We start from the raw sequence: 25,939 nt of genomic DNA on the forward strand, positions 1-25,939 counted from the left end.
TCGTGCGCCCAGTCGGCGCACCCTCCGCGCGCCCCCGCCGCCCGTCGCCGAGCATCGGCCACATGACCGCATTCGCCGCCCTCCTCCCGGCCGCCGCCCTCCTCGCGACGGCCGGCACGGCCACCGCCCTGCCGCCGCCGCACTCCGACGCCACCGCCGGCGCCGAAACCGCCCCGTACGTCGTCGTCCTGAAGGGCGCTCCGAAGGAGAACTCCCCCCGGGTGCCCGCCCGCGCCCTGGCGTTGGCCGCCGAGGCGGCCGGCGCCGGCGACGAGGTCTCGGCCGTCTACGACACCGTCCTGGACGGGTTCGCCGTCCGCACCACCGCCGCCCGCGCCGCCGCCCTGGCCGCCGACCCCCGGGTCGCCTCGGTGGAGCCGGACGCGGAGTTCCACACCACCGACACCCAGCCCCAGGCCCCCTGGCCGCTGGACCGGATCGACCAGCGCGCGCTGCCGCTCGACGGCTCGTACACGTACCCGACCAGGGGGGACGGCGTCACCGTCTACGTCATCGACACCGGGATCAACACCCGCCACCAGGAGTTCGGCGGCCGCGCCCGCGCCGGCTACAACGGGCTGTTCCTCACGGGCTCCGGGGACTGCAACGGCCACGGCACGCACGTCGCGGCGACCGTGGGCGGGCAGACGTACGGGGTCGCGAAGGGGGTCTCCCTCGTCTCGGTGAAGGTGGCCGACTGCCGGGGCTCCGGGCGGCTTTCGGCCATGGTCGGCGGTATCGAGTGGATGGTGAGGCACGCCGCCCGGACCCCCGCCACCCCGGCCGTCGCCAACATGAGCATGGGCGGCACCCGCAGCTACGCCTTGGAGGGGGCTGTCGCCCGGGCCGTCGCCTCCGGGATCACCTTCGTCGTCGCCGCCGGCAACGACGGCAGGGACGCCTGCGCCGGATCCCCGGCCTCCGTACCGCAGGCCGTCACGGTCGCCGCGACCGACGCCGCGGACCGGCGCGCGCGGTTCTCCAACCACGGCCGCTGCGTGGACATCTCGGCGCCCGGCGTGTCCGTCGTCTCGGCGTGGAAGGGCTCCGCCACGGCCACGGCCCGCTCCTCCGGCACCTCGATGGCCGCCCCGCACGTGGCCGGGGTCGCGGCGCTGATCCGCGCCGACGGCACGGGCCGGACCCCGGCGCAGGTGGCCGCGGCGCTGACGCACGGCGCCGTGCCCGACCGGATCACCGGACTGCCCGCAGGCACCCCCAACCTCCTGCTCCACACCCCGACCGCGCGCTGAGCCGCCCACCGACCAGTCGGTATCCGATGTGCCATCAGACTTGCTCTGATGGCACATCAATTTCTGTGTGCTTCGGGCGAAAACAAGTCATTGACTTCTCATCACGACGACGCGTCAATGTCGGCCACCGCACCGGCTCGGCCTCCCCCACACAGCGGGTGGGGGGAGGGTTCGTCATGACGAAGGAGTCGCGACCCAGTGAGTTCGATAACGCTCAGACGAAGAGTGCTGGCCGGGGCCGGAGCCCTTTCCCTGGCCCTGACGGGCGGTGTGGTCGGCCTGGCCGGCTCCGCGCAGGCCGCGACGAAGACCACCCCGGTCCACGTGAAGTGCGACGCCCCGGCACCGCAGCCGGACGCCGAGGGCCTCCAGGACTACACCATCACCCTCCCGGACGGCGCCAAGGCGGGCGACACCGTACCGATCTCGATCGACCCCGGTCTGACCCCGGTCATCCCGATGTTCACCATCGAGACGGTCAACACCACCAAGGCCAAGCTGCTCGTCGACGGCAATCCCCAGACCGTCACCAGCCCGCCCACGCCGAGCCGGCAGACGGCGGGCCAGAAGGCCGACCCGCCGAAGTTCGACGGCACCATCAAGATCCCGGACGGCACCGAGGGCCGGACCATCGACATCACCATCGACCAGGTGATCACGGACGCCGACATCGGCGGCACCGTCTACACCACGACCTGCACCCCGGACCCGCGCCCCAGCGGCTCCGTCGGGTCGGTCGCCGTCGAGGCCCTGCCCAAAGACCCGATCACCACCAAGCTGACGCCCAACAGCGGCAAGGCGGGCCAGAAGGTCACCGTCAGCGGAGCCAACTTCGCCCCCGGCGCGGTCACCTGCTCCGCGCTCCTGGCGGGAACCCCGACGGGTGACACCGGCCAGGGCACCGCGGCCGCGGGCGGCGCCGCCACCTGCGAGGTCACGGTCACCAAGAAGGCCGACCAGATCAGGATCGACGGCGCGGTCACCCCGTACAAGGACTTCGTCTTCCTCGAGGACCAGCCCGGGGTGAAGAACCCGGTCGACGTCGAGGTGCTGCCCGGTCCGCTGGCCATCGGCCCGCAGAGCGGCAACCCGGCCGTCAGCTTCGGCAAGGTCACCATCAACGGCAAGCCCCAGTCGGTCGTCGGCCAGTTCACGGCGATGTCCGTCCAGGACTTCCGCGGCGGCAGCCTCGGCTGGGACGTCACGGCGACCCGCACGCCGTTCCTGAACGAGACGACCGGCCACGCCATGGCGAAGGCGCAGCTCGGCATCCAGCCCACCTGCACCGTCACCAACGCGGACAGCCCGAGCACCTGCACCGCCGGGGCGCCCGGGGCGATCTCCGCGACCCCGATGAAGGTGGCCTCCCAGGCCGCGGGCGGGGAGGAGCTGACCGGTGGCGAGTTCGCCGTGGGCGGCGCGGGGATGATCCAGCTCCCGCCGTTCATGTTCGCCGACACCTACCAGTCGGTGGTCACCTTCTCCATCGCCTGACCCGCTCCGACCGGTCCCGGGGTGGTGCGGCGCTGCGGCGCCGCACCACCTTCCCCCTTTCCGCGCCGACTGGAGACCCCGCCCATGCGCACCCGCATCCGCCTCCGCCTCCGCACCTCTTCGTACGGTCTGCTCGCCGGCCTGCTGCTGCTGGGCGCGGGCCTGCTCCCCGCCGCCGCCGCGAGGGCGGCGGACAACGGGACGTGGGGGGTGTTCCCCACGCCCGCCGCCGGTGCGGCGATGACCGACCGCGCGTACTTCTTCCACCAGGGCGCGGCCGGGAGCACCGTCCAGGACAGCGCGACGATCGTGAACTCCTCCGACCAGGACCTGACGTTCCAGGTCTTCGCCACCGACGCGATGAACACCCCGGTGGGCGGTGCCTTCGCCCTGCTGCCGGTGGAGACCGAGCCGGTGGACGTCGGCGCGTGGATCGCGCTGCCTCCCGAGACGGCGACCACGGTGACCGTGCCGGCCAAGGGCCGCAAGGACGTCCCGTTCACGGTGAAGGTCCCGGCGGACGCGACGCCCGGCGACCACGTCGGCGGGATCGTGGCCCTGAACACGGCCGTGGAGGGCGTGCGGCAGGAGGGCAAGGTCCAGGTCGGGGTGAAGCGCTCGGTGGGCGCCCGGCTGTACTTCCGGGTGCCGGGACCGGTGACGCCCGGCCTGAGCGTGGAGGACGTACGGGTCAGCCGCTCGGCCCCGCTGCTGCCCTGGGTCAAGGACGCCCGCGCCACGGTTTCGTACGCCCTGGTCAACCGGGGCAACGTGGTCGTCGAGCCGAAGGTGGCGCTGTCGGCGGAGGGCCTGTTCGGACGGGAGGTGCTCAGCCGCCCGGCCCCCGAGCTGAAGCTGACGCTCCTGCCCGGCCGGCGCGTCGAGCTGACCGAACCGTGGCCGGACGCCCCCCAGCTGGACTGGGTGACGCTCACCGTCACGGCGGGCGCCGCGGCCCACCCCGACCTCGCTCCGCGGTCCACGGCGGACTTCGTCGCCGTCCCGTGGCCCGCCGCGGGCGCGGCCTTGGTCCTGACGGGCGCCGGCGCCGCCTGCTGGGTCCTGCGCCGCCGCCGGCCCGCGTCCGCAGACCGCCCGGAGCCCGCCCCGGACCTGGCCCGCGCCCGCTGACGGCCCCGGGGACGCCAGGACGCCCGGAACCCCCGGCCGGTGAGGGGTGGCCGGGGGTTCCGTGTCGCCGGGTGGCGGTCAGGCGTCAGTGGTTGCGGGGGAAGCCCAGGTCGACGCCCGCCGGGGCGTCCGAGGGGTCGGGCCAGCGGGTCGTGACGACCTTGCCGCGGGTGTAGAAGTGGATGCCGTCGTTGCCGTAGACGTGGTGGTCGCCGAAGAGCGAGTCCTTCCAGCCGCCGAAGGAGTGGTAGCCCACCGGCACCGGGATCGGGACGTTGACGCCGACCATGCCCGCCTGGACCTCCAGCTGGAAGCGGCGGGCCGCGCCGCCGTCGCGGGTGAAGATCGCGGTGCCGTTGCCGAACGGCGAGGCGTTGATGAGGGCCACGCCCTCCTCGTAGGTCTCCGCGCGCAGCACGCACAGCACCGGGCCGAAGATCTCGTCGCGGTAGGCGTCGGAGTCGGTCTTCACGTTGTCGAGCAGGGACAGGCCGATCCAGTGGCCGTTCTCCTTGCCCTCGACCGTGTAGCCGGTGCCGTCCAGGATGACGTCGGCGCCCTGGGCGGCCGCGCCCTGGACGTACGAGGCGACCTTGTCGCGGTGGGCGGCCGTGATCAGCGGGCCCATCTCGGAGTCGGGGTCGTTGCCGGGGCCGATCTTGATCTTCTCGGCGCGCTCGCGGATCTTCTCGACGAGGGTGTCGGCGATGGAGCCGACGGCCACGACGGCGGAGATCGCCATGCAGCGCTCGCCTGCCGAGCCGTAGGCGGCCGAGACGGCCGCGTCGGCGGCCGCGTCCAGGTCGGCGTCGGGGAGCACCAGCATGTGGTTCTTCGCGCCGCCCAGCGCCTGGACGCGCTTGCCGTTGGCGGAGGCGGTGGTGTGGATGTGGCGGGCGATCGGGGTCGAGCCCACGAAGGAGACGGCCGCGATGTCCGGGTGGGCCAGCAGGGCGTCCACCGCGACCTTGTCTCCGTGGACCACGTTGAGCACGCCCGCGGGCAGACCGGCCTCGGTCATCAGCTCGGCGAGCTTGACGGAGGCGGAGGGGTCCTTCTCGCTGGGCTTGAGGATGAAGGTGTTTCCGCAGGCCACGGCCAGCGGGAACATCCACATCGGGACCATCGCCGGGAAGTTGAACGGGGTGATGCCCGCGACCACGCCCAGCGGCTGGCGGATGGCGGAGACGTCGACGCGGTTGGAGACCGAGGTCGACAGCTCGCCCTTGAGCTGCGTGGTGATCCCGCAGGCCAGCTCGACGATCTCCAGGCCGCGGGCGACCTCGCCCAGCGCGTCCGAGTGCACCTTGCCGTGCTCGGCGGTGATCAGCTCGGCGATGGCGTCGCGGTGGGCGTCCAGCAGGGCGCGGTAGGCGAACAGCACCTTGGTACGGGCGGCGAGCGAGGACTGGCCCCAGGTCTGGAAGGCCTCCTTCGCGACCTGTACGGCCGCGTCCACCTCCGCGGCGGAGGCGAGCGCGACCTGCGTGGTGACCTCGCCGGTGGCCGGGTCGGTGACCGGGCCGTAGTTGCCCGACGCGCCCTCGACGGTCTTGCCACCGATCCAGTGGTTGACGGTCTTCATGTGCCTTGCTCCTTCACAGATGGCGACGTCGCTGCGCGGCTTGCCGGTCGTACTCTTCACGGGCCTCGGCCGCCGCCTTGCGGGTCGCGGTCTCGGCCACAGGAACATCCCACCACGCCTGTGCGGGGGGTGGGCCCGACACAGTGTCGGGCGTTCGGGTCTGTGTGTAGACACATGTGGGACGGCTTGCCGAGCGGGCCTCCGCGAGGGCTTCGCGCAGGTCACGCACGGTCCGGGCGCGGATCACGGCCATTCCGAGGGAGGCCGCGTTGGCCGCGAGGTCCACCGGAAGGGGCTCGCCCGTGTACGTGCCGTCGGGCCCACGGAAGCGGTACGCGGTGCCGAAGCCCTCGCCGCCCACGGTCCCCGACAGGCCGCCGATGGAGGCATAGCCGTGGTTGTCCAGGATGACCATCCTGAGCGGCACGCCCTCCTGGACCGCCGTGACGATCTCGGTCGGGTTCATCAGGTAGGTGCCGTCGCCGACCAGCGCCCAAACCGGGCGGCCGGGCGCGGCGAGGGCGACGCCGATCGCGGCGGGGATCTCGTAGCCCATGCAGGAGTAGCCGTACTCCACGTGGTACTGGTCGCCCGAGCGGGCCCGCCACAGCTTGTGCAGGTCGCCGGGGAGCGAGCCGGCCGCGTTGATCAGGATGTCGGTGTCGTCGACGAGGGCGTCGAGCAGGCCGAGGACCTGCGCCTGGGTGGGCGGGAGGTCCTCCTCGGGGGTGGCGAAGGCCCGGTCGACGCGGACCTCCCAGTCCGTCTTGCGCTCCCCGTACCCGGCCTCGTAGGCGGGGTCCACCCGGTGGCCGGCGAGCGCTGCCCGGAGCTCGTCGAGGCCCTCGCGGGCGTCGGCGACCAGCGGCAGGGCGGCCAGTTTGTGGGCGTCGTACGGGTCGAGGTTGAGGCCGATGAACCGGACGGCCGGGTTCCTGAATAGGGTCGCGGAGGCGGTGGTGAAGTCGGTCAGCCGGGTCCCGGCGGCGATGACGAGGTCGGCCTCCCGGGCCAGGCCGTCGGCGGTCGCCGTCCCCGTGTGCCCGATCCCGCCGACCTCGGCGGGGTGGTCGTACGGGAGCGCGCCCTTGCCCGCCTGGGTCGTGGCCACCGGAATCCCGGTGGCTTCGGCGAACCGCGCCAGCGCCGCCCCGGCCCCGCTGTGCCGGATCCCGCCCCCGGCGACGATCAGGGGGCGGTCGGCCGACCGTACGGCCAGGGCCGCCGCGGCCAGCTCGGCGCGGTCGGGCCGGGGCCGGCGCACGCCCCACACGCGCTCGGCGAAGAACTCCTCGGGCCAGTCGTACGCCTCCGCCTGGACGTCCTGCGGCAGCGCGAGGGTGACGGCCCCGGTCTGGACGGGGTCGGTGAGGACGCGCATGGCCTGGAGGGCGGCCGGGATCAGGGCCTCGGGGCGGGTGATCCGGTCGAAGTGGCGGGAGACGGGCCGCAGGGCGTCGTTGACGGAGACGTCGCCCGCGTAGGGGACCTCCAGCTGCTGGAGGACGGGGTCGGCGGGCCGGGTGGCGAAGGTGTCCCCGGGCAGCAGGAGCACCGGGATCCGGTTGATCGTGGCGAGGGCGGCGCCGGTGACGAGGTTGGTGGCGCCGGGCCCGATGGAGGTGGTCACGGCGTGGGCGGAGAGCCGCCCGCTCTGGCGGGCGTATCCGACGGCGGCGTGCACCATGGCCTGCTCGTTGCGGCCCTGGAGGAAGGGCATGGACCGGGGGCCGGTCTCCAGCAGGGCCTGGCCGATGCCCGCCACGTTCCCGTGCCCGAAGATCCCCCAGGTGGCCGCGATGAGCCGGTGGCGCCGGCCGTCGCGCTCGCTGTACTGGCGGGCGAGGAAGGCGACGAGGGCCTGGGCGACGGTGAGTTTCATCGGGGTGCCTCCGTCTGCGGGGCCGTCTCGGGGGCCTTGGGGTAGGGCAGCCGGGGGTCGATGTCCTGCCCCGGCCAGGTGGCGCGGATCCAGCCGTGGTCGGGGTGGTCCCGGATCAGCCACTCGCGGGACGCGCCCGGGCCCGCCATCACGTTGAGGTAGTACATGTCGTGGCCGGGGGCGGCGATGGAGGGCCCGTGCCAGCCGTCCGGGATGAGCACGGCGTCGCCGGTGCGCACCTCCGCGAGGACGTCGGTCTTCCCGGCCGGGGAGGGCGATACGCGCTGGTAGCCGAGGCCGGGGGTGTCCCCGTGCGGGGCGATCTCGAAGTAGTAGATCTCTTCGAGACGGGACTCCTCGCCGGGGTGGTGCTCGTCGTGCTTGTGGGGCGGGTAGGAGGACCAGTTCCCGCCGGGGGTGAGCACCTCGACGGCGATGAGCCGGTCGCACGCGAAGCCGGCCGGGCCGGCGGCGGCGAAGTTGTTGACCTGGCGGGAGCACTGGCCGGCGCCGCGCAGCTCGACGGGGACGGCCTCGGCCGGTCCGTACCGGGCCGGCAGCGCGTTGTCGCACCGTGCCCCCGCGAGGGCGAAGCGCCCGCCGTCGGCGGAGGTGACCTCCGCATGCCCGTCCCGGGGCAGGTAGGCGAAGTCGCTCGGCCCGTCGAACACCCCGGCCCGCCCGCGCAGTTCGAAGACCTGCGGGCCGCTGCCGCGGGCTCCGCCCCCAGACCCCCGCGCCTCGGACGCCGGCGGGGCTGGATCGGGCCCGGGGTCCGGGGCGGAGCCCCCGCAGTGGACCGTGGCCGCGCCCGACAACGGCAGCACGATCCACTCCGCCTCGCCGCACGCGTGCGCGTACACCTCGCCCGGTTCCAGCGCGAGGACGGTCAGCCTCGTCCATTCCATCCCCCACTCAGACACCACCGGCACGGCCCAGCACCTCCTCGACCTCGTCGCGGACCGGCATGGCCGACGCGCACGCCAGCCGGGAGGCCACGATCGCCCCGGCCGCGTTCGCGTACCGCATGACCGCCGCCAGGTCCCACCCGGCGAGCAGCCCGTGGCACAGGGCGCCCCCGAACGCGTCCCCGGCGCCCAGCCCGTTCACCACCCGGACGGGAACCGGCGGGACCTCCGCCACCGTCCCGTCGCGGTGGACGGCCAGCACGCCCTCCGGGCCCCGTTTGACCACCGCCAGTTCCACCCCGGCGGCGAGCAGCGCCCGCGCCGCCGCGTACGGCTCCGACTCGCCGGTGGCGATCTCGCACTCCTCGGCGTTGCCGACGGCCACCGTGGCCAGCGCCAGCGCCCGCTCGTAGTGCGCGCCGGGCTTCTCGCGCCACAGCGTCGGCCGCCAGTCCAGGTCGAAGACGGTGGTCCCGGACTTCGCCCGGGCCTCCAGGGCGGCGAGCGTGGCCGTGCGGCTCGGCTCCTCGCTCAGGCCGGTGCCCGTCATCCAGAACACCCGGGCCCCGCGGATCGCCTCCAGGTCCAGCTCCTCCGCCGCGATCTCCAGATCCGGGGCCTTGGGCAGCCGGTAGAAGTACAGCGGGAAGCGGTCGGGCGGGAAGATCTCGCAGAAGGTGATCGGGGTGGGGTGGTCGGCCACCTCGGCCACCCATCGCCCGTCCACCCCGAACTCACGCAGCTCGGCGCGCAGATAGGCGCCGAAGGGATCCGCGCCGGTGCGGCTGATCAGCGCCACGCGGCGGCCCAGCCGGGCGGCCGCGACGGCCACGTTGGCCGGGGAGCCGCCCAGGAACTTGCCGAAGGTGTCCGCCTCCGCCAGTGGTACGCCGGTCGTCAACGGGTAGAGATCCACCCCGATGCGCCCCATCGTGATCAGGTCGAACGCGAACCCGTCACCGCTCACAGTCAGTCCTCCCGCTGGTCCCACCGTCTTCAACGTCCCTTCGAGCCTCGCACCCTAAGGTGGCCGCCATGACGTCCTCCCCGCCCGCGTTGACCCGTATCCGCGTCGGTTCGGCTCCGGACTCCTGGGGTGTCTGGTTTCCCGACGACCCCGCCCAGACCCCCTGGGAGCGGTTCCTCGACGAGGTCGCCGACGCCGGGTACGCATGGATCGAGCTCGGCCCGTACGGCTACCTGCCCACCGATCCCGCGCGGCTCGCCGAGGAGACGGCCAAGCGCGGGCTGCGGGTCTCGGCCGGTACCGTCTTCACCGGACTCCATCACGGGCCCGCCGTGTGGGAGGACACCTGGGAGCACGTGTCGCGGATCGCGGCGCTCACCCAGGCCATGGGCGCCGCGCATCTCGTGGTCATCCCCTCCTTCTGGCGGGACGACAAGACCGGCGAGGTGCTGGAGGACCGCACCCTCACCCCCGCACAGTGGCGTGAACTGGCCTCCCAGACCGAGCGGCTGGGCCGTGAGGTGCGGGACCGCTACGGCCTGCGGATCGTGGTCCACCCCCATGCCGACACGCACATCGACACCCCCGGGAACGTGGCGCGGTTCCTGGACGCCACCGACCCCGGCCTCGTCTCGCTCTGCCTGGACACCGGTCACTACGCCTACTGCGGGGGCGACAGCGTCCAGGCGATCGAGACCTTCGCCGAGCGGATCGGCTACCTGCACCTGAAGCAGGTGGACCCGCGGATCCTCGCCGAAGTGGTCGCGGAACAGCTGCCGTTCGGTCCGGCCGTGGGCCGCGGGGTGATGTGCGAACCGCCGGCGGGGGTGCCGGCGCTGGAGCCGGTGCTGGCGGCCGCCCAGCGGCTCGGCGTGGACCTGTTCGCCATCGTGGAACAGGACATGTACCCCTGCGAGCCCGACCGTCCGCTGCCGATCGCCCGGCGCACCCGCGCCTACCTGCGCTCCTGCGGCGCCCGCTGAACTCCCGGGAGGAACACGACATGAGCAGCACCCTCGGCATCGCCGTCATCGGCACGGGGAAGATGGGCGCCGACCACGTCCGCCGGATCGGGCGGACGGTCGGCGGGGCCCGGGTGGTGGCGGTGGCCGATCCGGACGGGGACCGGGTCAAGGAGGTCGCGGGCGCCCTGGCGGGCGCCGTCGCGCACACCGATCCGGCGGCCGCGATAGCCGCGCCCGGGGTGGAGGCCGTGCTGATCGCCTCCCCGGGGCCCGCCCACGAGGAGGCGATCGGGCACGCCCTGGAGCGGGGGCTGCCGGTGCTGTGCGAGAAGCCGCTGACGCCCGATCCGGCGGGTGCGCTGCGCATCATGGAGGCCGAGCAGCGGCTGGGGCGGCGCCTGGTCCAGGTGGGCTTCATGCGCCGGTACGACACCGAGTACGAACGCCTGAAGGAGCTGCTGGACGCGGGCGGGATCGGCCGCCCGCTCTTCCTGCACTGCCGGCACCGCAATGCCTCCTCGCCGTCCTTCTTCACCAGCGACATGCTGATCAGCGATTCCGTGGTGCACGAGGTGGACGCGGCCCGCTGGCTGCTGGGGCAGGAGATCACGGCGGTGTCCGTGCTCTCGCCGACGCCTTCCTCGGCGGCTCCGGAGGGGCTGCGCGATCCCCGGCTGGTGCTGCTGGAGACCTCGGGCGGGGCCGTGGTGGACGTGGAGATCTTCGTCAACTGCGGCTTCGGCTACCAGGTGCAGTGCGAGGCGGTCGGGGAGTCCGGCAGCGCCCGGATCGGTGACGGTCACGCGATGGTGGTGCAGTCGGCGGGCCGGTGGGGCGGGGAGATCGACCAGGACTTCACGGTGCGCTTCGCCGACGCCTACGACCGCCAGCTGCGGCGCTGGGTGGCCGCGGCGGCGCGGGGCGGGGTGGCCGGGCCGGACGCGTGGGACGGCTACGCGGCCGCCGCCGTCTCCGAGGCGGGCCTGACGGCCGCGCGCACCGGCGTGCGCACCCCGGTGACCCTGGTGGACCGGCCCCCTCTCTACCGCTGAGCCCAGCCCTGGCCGGGCCCGACGACGGCTGCCGCCGGGCCACTTGGGCACCTCTGTGCCGCATCTGTCACAGGGGTCGCCCTTGTGTCACACATATCCGCATTACGCGGGTTTTCCGTCACAGGCGGTCGACAGCCCCTCCCCTGCCCTCACCTCGCGTCGTTCCCCGGGCACAACCCGAGTGATCGTCAGTGTCCACGCGCCGGCTCCCCCGACGGCCTCCCGGCCGGCCCCGCGGCGTGGACAAGGAGGTGCGTCATGAGCGACCGACAGCTGTGGTCCTACAAGGAGATCGCCGCCCACATCCGGGTCCAGCCCGACACGGTGCGCTCCTACCGGAAGCACGGCCTGCTTCCCGCTCCCGACCACGTGGAGGGCGGCAAGCCCTACTGGTACGCCGATACGATCCGCGGCTGGGTGGCCCGACGCCCCGGCAACCGGGGGCGCCGCGAGGACTGACCCGCCAGCGGTTGCCGGACGGGGCCGCCAGGGCCCCGTCCCCCCACTCCCGCCACCCCCGCGCCCGCCAGCGCCGCCGCCTCCCGGGGCTCCACCTGCCCTGCCTCCACGCCGAGCGTGGTGATCGCGACCACCAGCGGCAGCGCGGTGGTCCCGAACAGCGACCAGCGCCGACCCGTCCCGCCGCCCCAGGTCCCGGGGAGCCGGCAGCCACATCGGCAGCCCCCGCACCAGCAGGAAGAGCAGCAGGCCTGACGCGGGGGCGCGGATACTCGCGTCGATACCCCCTAGGGGTATAGTCTCGAAGTGTCGGGAGGACGGTGGAGTGACGCGCCGCCCCCCGGCGACCGCACACGCCCTTGAAGAGGAGAACGACATGACCGCCGAGACGGACACCCAGACCACCACCGTCTACCGGGTGACCGGCATGACCTGCGGGCACTGCGAGGGCGCGGTGACCACCGAGCTCTCCGCGCTGGCGGGCGTCAGCTCGGTCAAGGCCGTCGCCGCGACCGGCGAGGTCACCGTGACCTCCGCCGCCCCGCTGGCCGACGAGGACGTACGCGCCGCCGTGGACGAGGCGGGCTACGAGTTCACCGGCCGGGTCTGAGCCGGCCCTTCCCCTTCGGCAGCACCCCGCCGGGGTGTGCCGGCCAGCTCATACTGGTTCCGTACACCCCGGCCATCCCCCTGGAGCCGGAACATGACCAGCACAGTGCACGACGGGCCCATAACGGCGGTCGAACTCTCGATCGGCGGAATGACCTGCGCCTCCTGCGCCGCCCGCATCGAGAAGAAGCTCAACCGGATGGACGGGGTCACCGCCACGGTGAACTACGCCACCGAGAAGGCGAAGATCTCGTACGCGGCCGACGTCCAGGTCGCCGATCTCATCGCGACCGTCGTGAAGACCGGCTACACCGCCGCGCAGCCCCCGCCGCCCGAGCCCGAACCGGAGGAGGACCCCGGCACTCCGCAGGCCGTCGAAGCCGCCCCGGCGGTACGGGACCCCGCCCTGGCCGCGCTGCGCGAGCGGCTGCTCGTCTCCGCCGGCCTCGCCCTGCCCGTCGTCCTGCTCGCCATGGTCCCGGCCCTCCAGTTCGACAACTGGCAGTGGCTCTCGCTGACCCTCGCCGCGCCCGTCGTCGTCTGGGGCGCCCTCCCCTTCCACAAGGCCGCCTGGACCAACGCCCGGCACGGCGCCGCCACCATGGACACCCTGGTCTCGGTCGGCACCCTCGCCGCCTTCGCCTGGTCCCTGTGGGCGCTGTTCTTCGGCCACGCGGGCATGCCCGGCATGCGGCACGGTTTCGACCTGACCGTCTCGCGGACCGACGGCTCCTCCGCCATCTACCTGGAGGTCGCGGCCGGCGTCGTCAGCTTCATCCTGCTCGGCCGCTATCTGGAGGCCCGCTCGAAGCGGAAGGCGGGCGCGGCCCTCAGGGCCCTGCTGGAGCTGGGCGCCAAGGACGTCGCCGTACTGCGCGGCGGCCGGGAGCTCCGCGTACCGGTGAGCACGCTCGCCGTCGGCGACCGGTTCGTCGTCCGCCCCGGCGAGAAGATCGCCACCGACGGCACGGTCGTCGAGGGCAGCTCCGCCGTGGACGCCTCCATGCTCACCGGCGAGTCCGTCCCCGTCGAGGTCTCCACCGGCGACTCCGTCACCGGCGCCACCGTCAACGCCTCCGGCCGGCTGGTCGTGGAGGCCACCCGGATCGGGGCCGACACACAGCTCGCCCGGATGGCCCGGCTGGTCGAGGACGCGCAGAACGGCAAGGCCGAGGTCCAGCGCCTCGCCGACCGGATCTCCGCGGTCTTCGTGCCCGTGGTCCTGCTGCTCGCGCTCGGCACCTGGGTCACCTGGCTGCTGATCACCGACGACCCCACCGCCGCCTTCACCGCCGCCGTGGCCGTCCTGATCATCGCCTGCCCGTGCGCCCTGGGCCTGGCCACCCCGACCGCGCTGATGGTCGGCACCGGCCGCGGCGCGCAGCTCGGCATCCTGATCAAGGGGCCCGAGGTGCTGGAGTCCACCCGCCGCGTGGACACCGTCGTCCTGGACAAGACCGGGACCGTCACCACCGGACGGATGACCCTGGCCGGCGCGCACACCGCCGAAGGGGTCGACGAGAAGGAGCTCCTGCGCCTCGCGGGCTCCCTGGAGCACGCCTCGGAGCACCCGATCGCCCGCGCCGTCGCCACGGGGGCCGCCGCGCGGGTGGGCGAACTGCCGGTGCCCGAGGGGTTCGAGAACCTCGCCGGGCTCGGCGTCCAGGGCGTGGTCGAGGGGCACGCCGTCCTGGTGGGCCGCGAACAGCTGCTGTCCGACTGGTCGATCGCGCTGCCGGCCCCGCTCGCGCAGGCCAAGTCGGCGGCCGAGGCCGCGGGCGGCACGGCCGTCCTCGTGGCCTGGGACGGCGCCGCTCGCGGGGTGCTGACGGTGGCCGACGCGGTCAAGGACACCAGCGCCGAGGCGGTCGCCCGGCTGCGGGCGCTCGGCCTCACGCCGGTCCTGCTGACCGGCGACAACAAGGCCGTCGCCGAGACGGTGGCGCGGGAGGTCGGCATCGACGAGGTGATCGCGGAGGTGCTCCCCCAGGACAAGGTGGACGTCGTACGCCGCCTCCAGGCGCGGGGCCGTACGGTCGCGATGGTCGGCGACGGGGTCAACGACGCGGCCGCCCTCGCCCAGGCCGACCTGGGGCTGGCCATGGGCACCGGCACGGACGCCGCCATCGAGGCGGGCGACCTGACGCTCGTACGGGGGGACCTGCGGGTGGCGGCGGACGCGATCCGGCTGTCCCGCCGGACGCTGGCCACCATCAAGGGCAACCTGTTCTGGGCCTTCGGCTACAACGTGGCGGCGCTGCCGCTGGCGGCCGCCGGCCTGCTCAACCCGATGATCGCGGGAGCCGCGATGGCCTTCTCTTCGGTCTTCGTGGTGACCAACAGCCTCCGGTTGCGGTCCTTCCGCTAGTGGATCACCTTCGCATCGCCCACACACCTCCTTCACGGGAGACGCAGATCACAGTGACCCCGACGTAACCATCCGGGCTCGGCCCGGGTCTAATGGGGCGGTGCCGGGAACGTCTTGGGGGATGTTCCACGGAGGTCTTGGGGGACGTCCGCACGGCACCGGCCGGCCGGGACGCGTTCCCGCGGGAGGCTTTGAGCGGCCCTCCCGACCCGAACGGGTCCCGGCAATCACCGACGCCCCGGCTCGGGTCCCGTGGGGGGAATCCGTACCGGGGAAAGGAAAGCGCCCCGACCGCCGACCCGTGGGGGGATCGGCGGCGGGGCGCTTTTCGCAAGCCTGGGCCCGCGGGCCCGAGCCGGTGTCCCGGCTCGGACACCCGGGCGCGAGAGCCTCGGGTCAGCGGGCCTCGACGGGAACGAAGTCGCGCAGGACCTCGCCCGTGTAGATCTGGCGCGGGCGGCCGATGCGGGAACCCGGCTCCTTGATCATCTCGTGCCACTGGGCGATCCAGCCGGGAAGCCGGCCGAGCGCGAAGAGCACGGTGAACATCTCGGTCGGGAAGCCCATCGCGCGGTAGATCAGGCCCGTGTAGAAGTCCACGTTGGGGTAGAGGTTGCGCGAGACGAAGTACTCGTCGGCCAGCGCGTGCTCTTCCAGCTTGAGCGCGATGTCGAGCAGCTCGTCGCTCTTGCCGAGCGCCGAGAGGACATCGTGCGCCGCCGCCTTGATGATCTTCGCCCGGGGGTCGAAGCTCTTGTAGACGCGGTGGCCGAAGCCCATGAGGCGGACGCCGTCTTCCTTGTTCTTCACCTTGCGGATGAAGGCGTCGACGTCGCCGCCGTCGTTCTTGATGCCCTCGAGCATCTCGAGGACCGACTGGTTGGCGCCGCCGTGCAGCGGACCCCACAGGGCCGAGATGCCGGCGGAGATCGAGGCGAACATGTTCGCCTGCGAGGAGCCGACCAGGCGCACGGTGGAGGTCGAGCAGTTCTGCTCGTGGTCCGCGTGCAGGATCAGCAGCTTGTCGAGCGCCGAGACGACGACCGGGTCCAGGTCGTACTCCTGGGCCGGCACGGAGAAGGTCATGCGCAGGAAGTTCTCGACGTAGCCGAGGTCGTTGCGCGGGTAGACCACCGGGTGGCCGACCGACTTCTTGTACGCGTAGGCCGCGATCGTCGGGAGCTTGGCCAGCAGGCGGATCGTCGAGAGGTTGCGCTGCGTCTCGTCGAACGGGTTGTGGCTGTCCTGGTAGAACGTCGACAGCGCGCTGACCACGGAGGACAGCATCGCCATCGGGTGCGCGTCACGCGGGAAGCCGTCGTAGAAGCGCTTCACGTCCTCGTGCAGCAGCGTGTGCTGGGTGATCTCGTTGCGGAACGACGCGAGCTGGTCGACGGTCGGCAGCTCACCGTTGATCAGCAGGTAGGCGACCTCGATGAAGGTCGAGCGCTCCGCCAGCTGCTCGATCGGGTAACCGCGGTAGCGCAGGATGCCCTGCTCACCGTCGAGGTAGGTAATCGCGGACTTGTAGGCCGCGGTGTTGCCGTAGCCGCTGTCCAGAGTGACGAGCCCGGTCTGGGCCCTCAGCTTCGAGATGTCGAAGCCCTGGTCACCGACGGTGCTCTCGACCACCGGGTAGGTGTATTCACCGTCCGCGTACCGGAGTACTACAGAGTTGTCGCTCACGTCATCCCTCACCGACGTAGTGCCTCTTCTTCGAGGTGCCCTGACTGCCTCTACCTTCCCCCATTTGGCGCAGGAGAGTGCACTCGGGGTCGGCCTTTGGTGCTTTCAACGGCACTCAGTGCCGTCAAGCTGCTCATCCTGCCCCCTCCGCCCCGGTGGTGGAACCCCAAATGATCGATCATTTAGGTGATGTTTCCCACCGGTATCCGGCCGGACAGCCTGGGCGCGACCGCCGTGTACCTCCTGCCTGCGGAAACGGTACGCACCGCCTGACCGAGGGCCTTGCGGGACCCGACGAGGACGACCAGTTTCTTCGCCCTGGTCACGGCCGTGTAGAGGAGATTCCGCTGGAGCATCATCCAAGCCCCGGTGGTGACCGGGATCACGACCGCGGGATATTCACTCCCCTGGGAGCGGTGGATGGTGACGGCGTACGCGTGGGCCAGCTCGTCGAGCTCCGAGAACTCGTAGCCGATCTCCTCGTCCTCCTCCGTCCGTACCGTGAGGCGCTGTTCGTCCACGTCGAGGCCGGTGACCACGCCCACCGTGCCGTTGAAGACCCCGTTGGCGCCCTTCTCGTAGTTGTTCCTGATCTGGGTGACCTTGTCGCCCACCCGGAAGACCCGGCCGCCGAACCTCTTCTCGGGCAGGTCCGGCCGGGCCGGCGTCATCGCCTGCTGGAGCAGGCCGTTGAGGTGTCCGGCGCCGGCCGGGCCGCGGTGCATCGGCGCGAGCACCTGGACGTCGCGCCGCGGGTCGAGCCCGAATCTGGCCGGAATCCGGCGGGCCGCCACGTCCACGGCGAGCACGCCCGCCGCCTCGGTGTCCTCCTCGGGGAAGAGGAAGAAGTCCGGCAGCCCGTCGGTGATCGGGGGCACGCCGGTGTTGATCCGGTGGGCGTTGGTGACCACGCCCGACTGCTGGGCCTGCCGGAAGATCCGGGTCAGCCGGACGGCGGGCACCGGGCCGCCCTCCGCCAGCAGGTCGCGCAGCACCTCGCCGGCGCCCACCGAGGGCAGCTGGTCCACGTCCCCGACCAGCAGCAGGTGGGCGCCGGGCGCCACGGCCTTGACCAGTTTGTTGGCCAGCAGCAGGTCCAGCATCGAGGCCTCGTCGACCACGACCAGGTCCGCGTCCAGCGGCCGCTCCCGGTCGTACGCCGCGTCCCCGCCGGGTTTGAGCTCCAGCAGCCGGTGCACCGTGGAGGCCTCGGCCCCGGTGAGCTCGGCCAGCCGCTTCGCCGCCCGGCCGGTGGGGGCGGCGAGCACCACCTTGGCCTTCCTGGCCCGGGCCAGCTCGACGATGGAGCGCACGGTGAAGGACTTGCCGCAGCCGGGGCCGCCGGTCATGACGGCGACCTTGCGCGTCAGCGCGAGCCGGACGGCGTCCCGCTGCTCGGGGGCGAGGGTGGCCCCGGTCCGCCCGGCGAGCCAGCCCAGCGCCTTGTCCCAGTCCACGTCCTGGAACCCGGGCATCCGGTCCTCTTCCGCGCGCAGCAGTCTGCGCACCTGCCCGACCAGCGAGAGCTCGGCGCGGTGGAAGGGCACCAGGTACACGGCGGTCAGCGGGTCCGGCCCGCCCTGCGGATCGGGCACGGACTCCCGTACGACGCCCTCCGGGTCGGCGGCGAGTTCGGCCAGGCAGTCGATGACCAGCCCGGTGTCCACCTGGAGCAGCTTGACCCCGTCGGCGATGAGCCGGTCCTCGGGCAGGAAGCAGTGCCCCTGGTCGGTGGACTGGGACAGGGCGTACTGGAGCCCGGCCTTGACCCGCTCGGGGCTGTCGTGCGGGATGCCGACGGCCTGGGCGATGCGGTCGGCGGTGAGGAAGCCGATGCCCCACACGTCGGCGGCGAGCCGGTAGGGCTGGTTCTTCACGACCGAGATGGAGGCGTCGGCGTACTTCTTGTAGATGCGCACCGCGATGGAGGTGGAGACGCCCACGCCCTGGAGGAAGACCATGACCTCCTTGATGGCCTTCTGCTCCTCCCAGGCGGCCCCGATCATCTTCGTCCGCTTGGGGCCGAGCCCGGGCACCTCGATCAGCCGCTTCGGCTCCTCCTCGATGACGTCGAGGGTGGCGGTGCCGAAGTGCTCCACGATCCGGTCGGCGATCTTCGGGCCGATGCCCTTGATCAGACCGGAGCCGAGGTAGCGGCGGATGCCCTGGATGGTGGCGGGGAGCAGGGTGGTGTAGTTCTCGACGGTGAACTGCCTGCCGTACTGGGGGTGGGAGCCCCAGCGGCCCTCCATGCGCAGGGACTCGCCTGGCTGGGCGCCCAGCAGGGAGCCGACGACGGTGAGGAGGTCGCCGCCGCCGCGGCCGGTGTCGACGCGGGCGACCGTGTAGCCGCTTTCCTCGTTGGCGTAGGTGATGCGCTCGAGCACGCCCTCGACCACCGCCAGTTGCACCGACTGCGCCCGCGCCCCGTTCGTTGCCATGCCCCCGAAGCTACCGTCCCGCGCCGACAGCGCGGCAGGCCTGTGGACGGCGTCCGGGACAACCAGAAAGGGGTCCGGCCTCGCGGCCGGACCCCCGTCACGGTTACCCTCCCTCGCCGGACTTCCCGATCCCCCCAGATCCCCTCCCGGAAGTGCCGACGCTCCATACGACCCGCGATGGCCGCGAAGGGTTGCACCGGGAAGCGGAGCTTTATGTTTCCGTTACCCAACTCCCCGCCGAGGTGCCGTCAAATCCCCGCAGAAGTAGCGTTTCAGGCATGAGCGAATCCTCATTCCAAGACGACGTGCTGGGCGAGCTCGGCGACGACCGGCTCACCGAGATCGCCGGAGTGCTCGGCACCGACACCGCGGGCGCCCGCGACACCGTCGCGCAGACGGTGGGCGCGATGACCGGCACCCTCCAGGAGAAGGCCGCCGCCGGGGACGACGACGAGGTCCGGCAGGCCGTCGCGGAGGTGGCCGAGCCGCCGCTGCAGGGCGTGGCCGCGTTCGGCGGCGGGATGCTGGGCGGCGGGCTGATGGCCGGGGTCCTCGCCAAGGCGAGCAAGCCCGTGGCCAACGCCGTCTCGAAGAAGACCGGGATCCCCGCTCCCGCCATCAGCCGGGTCATCGAGATGCTCATCCCGGTGCTGCTGGCCGTCTTCGCCAAGCGCGCGGCCGCCCGCAAGGGCGCGGGAGCGGGCACGGCGGCCGGAGCCGGCACCCCGGCCGGTACGGCCGCCCCGGCCCCCGGCGCGGCCCCGGCCCAGGGCGGCGGCTTCGACCTGGGCGACCTGCTGGGCCAGATCCTCGGCGGCAGGAAGTAGCCCGTTCGGCGGCCCACGACCAGCCCGGGCACCTAGAGTTGGCGCATGGCTGAAAGCGTGCGGCTACGGGACCCGGAACCGGGAGACCTGGGCTGGATCGTGCAGCGCCACGGCGCGCTGTACGCCGCCGAGTACGGCTGGAACGCCGACTTCGAGGGCATGGTCGCCCGGATCGTCGCGGATTTCGCCGAGGACCACGACCCCTATCTGGAACGGGCCTGGATCGCCGAGCTCGGCGGCCGTCCCATCGGCTCGGTGATGTGCGTACGGGAGGACGTCGCGGCCGGCACCGCCCGGCTGCGGCTGCTCCTGGTCGACCCGGAGGGCCGCGGCCGGGGCATCGGGGCCCGGCTGGTCGGCGCGGCCGTCGACTTCGCCCGCTCGGTCGGCTACCGCGAGCTGGTGCTCTCGACCACCGACGTGCCGGCCGACGCCCGCGGGCTGTACCGGCGGGCCGGGTTCACCCTGATCGCGGAGCGGCCGCACCGCTCGTTCGGAGTGAGCCTGACGGGACAGGACTGGCGGCTGCCGCTCCAGGAGAACCGACCGCGCTGAGCGGGCCCCGCGAGGGCGCCCGCGAGGTGAGGGCCACGCCGCCGACGAGCAGGACGGCCGCCAGCCAGCGCAGCCCCGAGACGGACTCGCCGAGCACCAGGGCCGCCGAGGACATCCCGAACACCGGGACCAGCAGGGAGAACGGCGCCACCGAGGAGGCCGGGTAGCGGCGCAGCAGGTAGCCCCAGGCGCCGAAGCCGAAGACGGTGGACACCCAGGCCACGTAGCCGATGACGGCCGCCCCGGACCAGTCCAGGGCCCGCAGCGCCGCCAGGTCCCGCTCGGGGCCCTCGAGCAGCAGCGAGAGCCCGAACAGCGGCAGCACCGGCACCGTGCACACCCACACCATGAAGTTGAGCGCGTCGGGCGGGGACGCCTTGCGGGTCAGCACGTTGGAGACGCCCCAGCAGGCGGCGGCCGCGACGACCAGGACGAAGCCGAGCACCGGCCCCGACGTCCCGCCGTCCACGGCGGCCACCGCGATCCCCGCGAGCGCCACGCCCATCCCCAGCAGCCGTACCCGGCCGGGCCGTTCGCGCAGCAGCGCCGCCGCGAGGACGGCGGTGAAGACGGCCTGGATCTGGAGCACGAGGGAGGACAGCCCGGCCGGCATCCCGGCGGCCATGCCGGTGAAGAGCAGGCCGAACTTGGCGATGCCCAGGGCCAGGCCGACCCCGAGGATCCACTTCCAGGCGGCCTTGGGCGGCCCGACGAAGAACACGGCGGGCAGGGCGGCGACGAGGAAGCGCAGGGCGGACAGCAGCAGCGGCGGGAAGTGGTCGAGTCCGATCTCGATGACGACGAAGTTGAAGCCCCAGACGGCGGCGACGAGCACGGCGAGAGCGGTGTGTACGGGACGCATGCTCCGAGCATCGGCCGCCCGATCGTGTAGCACCAGCGCGGATCTCTTCCGCGATGGATGAAGTGTTGCTTACGGATGACGCCCGGTGCCACGATGGGGACATGCTCGATCTCGCCCGGCTGCGCGCCCTGCACGCCGTCTCCGTCCACGGCTCGGTCGCGGGGGCTGCCGCGGCTCTCGGCTACACCCCCTCCGCGGTCTCGCAGCAGATCTCCAAGCTGGAGCGGGAGACCCGCACCACCCTGCTCGAACGGCGCGGGCGCGGGGTCGCGCTCACCGAGGAGGCCCGGCACCTGGCCGACACGGCCCAGGAGCTGCTGGCCATCGTGGAGCGCGCCGAGACCACGCTGGAGGAGCGGCGCGGACAGCCCAGCGGCCTGCTGACGGTGGCCGCGTTCGCCTCGGCGGCGCGCGGGCTGCTGCCGGGGGTGCTGGCCGACCTGGCCCGCCGCCACCCGGCGCTCGACGTACGCCTCACGGAGGTGGACCCGCACCTGTCGGTGGACCTGGTGGCCCGGGGCGTCACCGATCTGGCGGTGGCCCACGACTGGGACATCGCCCCGCTGCCGGCCCCCGAGGGGGTCGAACAGGCCGTCATCGGGGACGACCCGTGCGATCTGGTGGTCCCGGCCGGGCACCCCTTCACCACGCGCGACGCCATCCGGCGCACGGACCTCGGCGGCCAGCGCTGGGTGTGCCAGCCGCCCGGGCGGGTCTGCCACGACTGGCTGACGCGGACCCTGCGCACGGCAGGCCTCGAGCCGGACATCGCGCACGTGGCGGAGGAGAACCACACCATCGTCGCCCTGGTCGCGGCCGGGCTCGGGGTGGCCGTGGTACCCCGGCTGGGCACCGGCGCGCTGCCCGCGGGCGCGGTGGCCGTCCCGCTGGAGCCCGGCCCCGTCCGCCGGCTGTACGCGCTCTGGCGGACGGGCGCCGCCCGCCGCCCGGCGATCACCGAGGCCGTCCGGACGCTCCAGGAGCACTGGACCGGGTAACGGCGCTCGGGTGTGCCCGGCCGCGTACGACGTTCAGGAACGCCCGACCGCGTGAACAGGTCATCCGGGGGAACTCCCGAGTGTCCGTCACCCGTCGGGCCCACCGCCGCAGTAGGGTCCGGCGCGTGCCGAACCACGCCTCACGCCGGACCCTGCTCGCCGCGGCCGCCCTGGCCGCCGTCGCGGGCGCCGGAGCCGCCTCCGCCGCGGGCGCCTACCGCACCGCGGACGACGGGCGGGCCCCCGGCCGCGCGGCCCCCGCCCGGTCGGCTCGCCGGCTGGTCGAGGGGATGAGCCTCGCCGAGAAGGTCGGGCAGCTCTTCGTCTCCCGCGCGTACGGGCACTCGGCGACCGAGCCGGACCCGGCGGACGCCGCGAAGAACCTGGAGCTGTTCGGTGTGCGCACCGCCGCCGAGCTGGTCTCCCGCTACCACCTCGGCGGGGTCGTCTACTTCGCCTGGGCCCACAACACCCGCACCCCGCACCAGATCGCGGAGCTCTCGGCCGGCCTCCAGGAGGCCGCCCTGGCCGGCCGTCCCGGCATCCCGCTGCTGCTCTCCACCGACCAGGAGCACGGCGCCGTCGCCCGCGTCGGCAGGCCCGCGACCCTGTTCCCGGGGGCGATGGCGCTCGGCGCGGGGCACCGCGCGACCGGCTCCACCGCCGACGCCCGGCGCGCCGCGCGCATCGCGGGGGACGAGCTGGCGGCCATGGGCATCCGGCAGGACTACGCGCCGGTGGCGGACGTCAACGTGAACCCGGCCAACCCGGTGATCGGCGTACGGTCCTTCGGCGCCGACCCCGGTGCGGTGGCGGAGCTGGTCGCCGCCCAGGTCCGCGGCTGCCAGGCGGCCGGGGTCGCGGCCACCGCGAAGCACTTCCCGGGGCACGGGGACACCGAGACGGACAGCCACGTCGGGCTGCCGGTGATGCGGCACAGCCGGGCCCGGTGGGAGGAACTGGACGAGCCGCCGTTCAGGGCCGCGGTGGAGGCGGGCGTGGACGCGGTCATGACGGCGCACATCGTCTTCCCCGCGCTCGACCCCTCCGGGGATCCGGCGACCCTGTCGCGGCCGATCGTGACCGGCATCCTGCGCGAACGCCTCGGCTTCCGGGGGGTGGTGGTCACCGACGCCCTCGACATGGCCGGCGTCCGCCAGAAGTACGGGGACGACCGGGTGCCGGTGCTGGCCCTGCTGGCAGGCTGCGACCAGCTGCTGAACCCGCCGGACCTCGGGCTCGCCCACCGCAGCGTGCTGGCGGCCGTGGAGAGCGGCGAGCTGACGGAGGAGCGGATCGACGCGTCGGTGCTGCGGATCCTGGAACTGAAGGCGCGCCGGGGCCTGTTCGACGGTGCGGCCACCCCGGCCGGGCGGGTGGACGAGACCGTCGGCATCCCGGCGCACCTCGCGGCCGCCGAGGCGATCGCGGAAGGGACGACGACCGTCCTGGCCAATCCCGCGGGCCTGCTGCCGCTGGACGCCTCGGCCGCCCCCCGGCTGCTGGTCACGGGAGCGGACCCGGTCTCCCCGAGCGGCACCACGGGACCCCCGACGGCCGTCCTGGCACGGGAGCTGACCGCCCTGGGGTGCCGGGCCACGGCCCTGCCGCCCGCCCGCGCGGCGGCCGCCGCGCCCGGTCACGCGGCGGTGCTGGTGTGCACGTACAACGTGCCGGAGGGGGAGAGCCCGCAGCGCACCCTGGTGGCGGACCTGGTGGCGACGGGAGTGCCGGTCGTCGTGGTCGCGATCCGCAATCCGTACGACTCTGCCCGGCTGCCGGCCTGCGCGGCGGAGGTGGCGACCTACACCTGGACGGACGTGGAGATGCGGGCGGCGGCCCGGGTGCTCACCGGCGCGGTACGGCCGACGGGCCGCCTGCCGGTCCCGGTCCCGGGCCGCTACCCGCTGGGCCACGGGGTGGCGTACTAGACGCCACCCCGCCGCCCCGCCGCCCCGGGCGGATCTGGTGCTACGGCCGCAGCTGCGGCTCGCGCTCCAGGTCCCGCCGGTCGAGCTCGGCGTCCGGCGCGGCCAGCGGCGCCGCCTTCGCCTCGTCGGCGATCGCGGCGGCCGGGGCCACCCCGGCCCACTGGAGGATCTTCGCGGTCGCCAGGGCCTTCTCGCCCTCGAGCAGCTGGGCGACGTTGGCCCCGTGGTTGGCGCCCGGCGCGATCATCACGTGGCTGTCGCGCGCCCCGTAGCCGATGCGGAACGGCTCGGCGCCCCACGGGTCGTTCTGCCCGTACACGAACAGCATCTGGTTCGCGTTGTCGCGCACCCAGCCGTCGATGTCCTTCATGGCTCCCGGCTGGAAGGCCATGGGGATGTCGCGGGGCACGAAGTTGCGCGGCGGCTGGTAGCCGTAGCGGCTCAGGTTGCCCAGGTGGGGCTGCTTGATGTCGGGCGAACCGAGCTGCGTGCCCGCCTGGTAGTAGTACGGCGTGTACGTGTTCAGGCCCTGGTCGGCGTAGGCGGAGAAGCCGGAGATAGCGTCGATCGAGTCCCAGATCTCCTGGTCGCTCGCGGTGGCGGCGGCCGGGACGGAGGCGCAGTCGGCGAGCAGGCTGTACTGCCAGAAGGCCCACACGTAGTCGAGCACGACGGCCTCGTAGGCCTTGTCCAGGTTGCCGACGGTGGTGAAGGTCCAGCCGTTCTCGGCGGCGGCGGCCGCGTACTTGGCCTCCAGCGGCTCGCGGCGCACCAGCGCCTCGCGCTGCACCGCGTTCAGCTTGTCGCGGCACTCCTTGGTGCCGACCTTGGCGAAGAACCGGTCGTAGGCCGAGTCCTCCTTGTTGACGACGTCGTTGGGCGCGACGTAGGCGACGACACCGTCCATGTCACGCGGGTAGAAGCGCTCGTAGTACGTCGCCGTCATACCGCCCTTGCTGCCGCCGGTGGAAAGCCAGTTCTTGGGATAGATCTTCTTCAGCGCGCCGAAGATGCGGTGCTGGTCGCTGGCGGCCTGCCAGATGTCCAGGTTCTCCCAGTTGGCCGGGTCGGGCCGGGAGGGCGTGAAGAACCGATACTCCATGGAGACCTGGTTGCCGTCGATGATGGTCGTCGGCTCACTGCGGCGGGGGTTGGTGTTGACGTTGTACCCGGAGGTGAAGAACACCGTCGGGCGCGAGACGTCCTTGTGCAGCAGGGTCAGGCGCTGCTTGAAGGTGCCCTTCGACGGCTTCCGGTGGTCGACCGGCTGCTCGTAGTTCAGTACGAAGAAGCGGTAGCCGGGGTACGGCTTCTCCTCTATCAGGCTCATCCCGGGAATGCCGAGGATCTGGTCCTTGATGTCCGTGGCGGCCGCGGGCCCCGCGGCGGTGGCCGCTTGTGCCGTGGAGCCGGCCGCGCCCATGGTGCCGATCAGCACCACGAGCGACAGCAGCCATCCGAGCGTCTTGCGCATTCACCCTCCCCTTGAGTTCACTTCGGTCGCGGTGAACCTAGCGGGGCGAACACGCTGCTGACCAGACCCAGTTGGGCCGCTACGTCAGCACAGGATCCAGCCGGATGCGGCCGATTCGGCCCCCACGCTCCCCTTTACATACACGCAGCGGCCGATGGCGCCCCCTGTGACGGGACCGGCATAACGGGTGAATCGTCCGATATCGTGGACCGGGAACAGTCCGCCGAGGCTGGGCCACAACGCGGCGGTGAACACCCCGGGAGCCGCGGCCCGCCCGCCCCACCCCGCCGTCCCCTCGGCTCCTGCGACACCCTGTCCCCGACCGGTCGTACGTACAACGTGCGCACACACGTACGGCGCACCCGGGTCCCGGAAGGTTGCTGCGGGGGCCCGTCGCCCGTAAGGGTGCATCCGCCATCCCCGGGCGGAGAACGGGAGTTCGCGACCCGGCGGGACATTACGCTGGGTCACCCGCTTCCGCCCTCCGTAGCC

20 protein-coding genes and 1 pseudogene are annotated in these 25,939 nt (G+C 73.0%); 13 read left to right on the forward strand and 8 right to left on the reverse strand.

Annotation, left to right across the window (positions count from 1 at the left end; genetic code table 11):
• Positions 1-62 precede the first annotated feature (62 nt).
• The 3 genes from BGK67_RS13560 to BGK67_RS13570 all read left to right on the forward strand — a co-directional run bounded on the left by BGK67_RS13560 (position 63) and on the right by BGK67_RS13570 (position 3,878).
• Positions 63-1,253, forward strand: a complete 1,191-nt coding sequence (locus BGK67_RS13560) for a S8 family peptidase (RefSeq protein WP_079154164.1) — start codon at positions 63-65, stop codon at positions 1,251-1,253.
• A 198-nt stretch (positions 1,254-1,451) separates the two neighbouring features.
• A complete protein-coding gene (locus BGK67_RS13565) occupies positions 1,452-2,747 on the forward strand; it encodes a hypothetical protein (protein WP_069920334.1) in 1,296 nt (431 codons plus the stop codon).
• Positions 2,748-2,831: 84 nt separating this feature from the next.
• Positions 2,832-3,878 (forward strand): WxL protein peptidoglycan domain-containing protein, encoded by a 1,047-nt coding sequence (locus BGK67_RS13570; protein ID WP_069920335.1) that lies wholly within the window; start codon positions 2,832-2,834, stop codon positions 3,876-3,878.
• Between the two features lie 85 nt (positions 3,879-3,963).
• Here BGK67_RS13570 and BGK67_RS13575 read toward each other — a convergent pair whose 3' ends face one another.
• The 4 genes from BGK67_RS13575 to iolC are packed head-to-tail and all read right to left on the reverse strand — an operon-like array spanning position 3,964 to position 9,184.
• Positions 3,964-5,463 (reverse strand): CoA-acylating methylmalonate-semialdehyde dehydrogenase, encoded by a 1,500-nt coding sequence (locus BGK67_RS13575; protein ID WP_069920336.1) that lies wholly within the window; start codon positions 5,461-5,463, stop codon positions 3,964-3,966.
• A gap of 13 nt (positions 5,464-5,476) precedes the next feature.
• Positions 5,477-7,345, reverse strand: coding sequence for a 3D-(3,5/4)-trihydroxycyclohexane-1,2-dione acylhydrolase (decyclizing) (gene iolD, locus BGK67_RS13580; RefSeq protein ID WP_069920337.1), 1,869 nt, complete (start codon positions 7,343-7,345; stop codon positions 5,477-5,479).
• Complete coding sequence (gene iolB / locus BGK67_RS13585) at positions 7,342-8,253, reverse strand: 5-deoxy-glucuronate isomerase (RefSeq protein WP_079154165.1); 912 nt, start codon at positions 8,251-8,253, stop codon at positions 7,342-7,344. The genes iolD and iolB overlap by 4 nt, the downstream gene beginning before the upstream one ends.
• Before the next feature lie 7 nt (positions 8,254-8,260).
• Positions 8,261-9,184 carry a 5-dehydro-2-deoxygluconokinase gene (iolC, locus tag BGK67_RS13590; RefSeq protein WP_069923837.1) on the reverse strand — a complete coding sequence of 308 codons (924 nt, stop codon included), beginning with the start codon at positions 9,182-9,184 and terminating at the stop codon, positions 8,261-8,263.
• Between the two features lie 104 nt (positions 9,185-9,288).
• Here iolC and BGK67_RS13595 point away from each other — a divergent pair, with 104 nt between their 5' ends.
• The 6 genes from BGK67_RS13595 to BGK67_RS13615 all read left to right on the forward strand — a co-directional run bounded on the left by BGK67_RS13595 (position 9,289) and on the right by BGK67_RS13615 (position 14,673).
• On the forward strand, positions 9,289-10,203 hold the full coding sequence (locus tag BGK67_RS13595; RefSeq protein WP_069920339.1) for a sugar phosphate isomerase/epimerase family protein: 915 nt from the start codon (positions 9,289-9,291) through the stop codon (positions 10,201-10,203).
• A 20-nt stretch (positions 10,204-10,223) separates the two neighbouring features.
• The gene (locus BGK67_RS13600) at positions 10,224-11,237 is read left to right on the forward strand and encodes a Gfo/Idh/MocA family protein (protein ID WP_069920340.1); all 1,014 of its coding nucleotides are present in this window, start codon (positions 10,224-10,226) and stop codon (positions 11,235-11,237) included.
• 258 nt (positions 11,238-11,495) lie between these two features.
• Positions 11,496-11,696: a helix-turn-helix transcriptional regulator gene (locus tag BGK67_RS13605; protein WP_069920341.1), complete on the forward strand. Its 201-nt coding sequence runs from the start codon at positions 11,496-11,498 to the stop codon at positions 11,694-11,696.
• Between the two features lie 120 nt (positions 11,697-11,816).
• Entirely contained in the window at positions 11,817-11,951 is a 135-nt protein-coding gene (locus BGK67_RS40930; protein ID WP_347878419.1) for a hypothetical protein, read from the forward strand.
• A gap of 121 nt (positions 11,952-12,072) precedes the next feature.
• Positions 12,073-12,306: a heavy-metal-associated domain-containing protein gene (locus BGK67_RS13610; protein ID WP_069920342.1), complete on the forward strand. Its 234-nt coding sequence runs from the start codon at positions 12,073-12,075 to the stop codon at positions 12,304-12,306.
• Positions 12,307-12,399: 93 nt separating this feature from the next.
• Entirely contained in the window at positions 12,400-14,673 is a 2,274-nt protein-coding gene (locus tag BGK67_RS13615; protein ID WP_069920343.1) for a heavy metal translocating P-type ATPase, read from the forward strand.
• A 396-nt stretch (positions 14,674-15,069) separates the two neighbouring features.
• Here the strand turns inward: BGK67_RS13615 and BGK67_RS13620 are convergent, their stop codons facing one another.
• Positions 15,070-16,359: a citrate synthase gene (locus tag BGK67_RS13620; RefSeq protein WP_030029946.1), complete on the reverse strand. Its 1,290-nt coding sequence runs from the start codon at positions 16,357-16,359 to the stop codon at positions 15,070-15,072.
• Positions 16,360-16,541: 182 nt separating this feature from the next.
• Complete coding sequence (gene recD2, locus BGK67_RS13625; protein WP_069920344.1) at positions 16,542-18,800, reverse strand: SF1B family DNA helicase RecD2; 2,259 nt, start codon at positions 18,798-18,800, stop codon at positions 16,542-16,544.
• A gap of 278 nt (positions 18,801-19,078) precedes the next feature.
• On the opposite strand from recD2, the gene BGK67_RS13630 reads away from it, so the two are divergent.
• Positions 19,079-19,627 (forward strand): DUF937 domain-containing protein, encoded by a 549-nt coding sequence (locus BGK67_RS13630; protein WP_069920345.1) that lies wholly within the window; start codon positions 19,079-19,081, stop codon positions 19,625-19,627.
• Between the two features lie 51 nt (positions 19,628-19,678).
• A pseudogene (locus BGK67_RS13635) lies at positions 19,679-20,182 on the forward strand (GNAT family N-acetyltransferase); the annotation flags it as partial.
• Here the strand turns inward: BGK67_RS13635 and BGK67_RS13640 are convergent.
• Positions 20,088-21,044 (reverse strand): EamA family transporter, encoded by a 957-nt coding sequence (locus BGK67_RS13640; protein WP_069920347.1) that lies wholly within the window; start codon positions 21,042-21,044, stop codon positions 20,088-20,090. The pseudogene BGK67_RS13635 and the gene BGK67_RS13640 overlap by 95 nt on opposite strands.
• Positions 21,045-21,145: 101 nt before the next feature.
• Here BGK67_RS13640 and BGK67_RS13645 point away from each other — a divergent pair, with 101 nt between their 5' ends.
• Positions 21,146-22,042: a LysR family transcriptional regulator gene (locus tag BGK67_RS13645; protein ID WP_069920348.1), complete on the forward strand. Its 897-nt coding sequence runs from the start codon at positions 21,146-21,148 to the stop codon at positions 22,040-22,042.
• Positions 22,043-22,167: 125 nt separating this feature from the next.
• On the forward strand, positions 22,168-23,973 hold the full coding sequence (locus BGK67_RS13650; RefSeq protein ID WP_069920349.1) for a glycoside hydrolase family 3 protein: 1,806 nt from the start codon (positions 22,168-22,170) through the stop codon (positions 23,971-23,973).
• A 40-nt stretch (positions 23,974-24,013) separates the two neighbouring features.
• Here the strand turns inward: BGK67_RS13650 and BGK67_RS13655 are convergent, their stop codons facing one another.
• Positions 24,014-25,447, reverse strand: a complete 1,434-nt coding sequence (locus BGK67_RS13655) for an alpha/beta hydrolase family protein (RefSeq protein ID WP_069920350.1) — start codon at positions 25,445-25,447, stop codon at positions 24,014-24,016.
• Positions 25,448-25,939 lie beyond the last annotated feature (492 nt).

The sequence above is a fragment of the Streptomyces subrutilus genome (assembly GCF_001746425.1).
Classification (GTDB): domain Bacteria; phylum Actinomycetota; class Actinomycetes; order Streptomycetales; family Streptomycetaceae; genus Streptomyces; species Streptomyces subrutilus_A.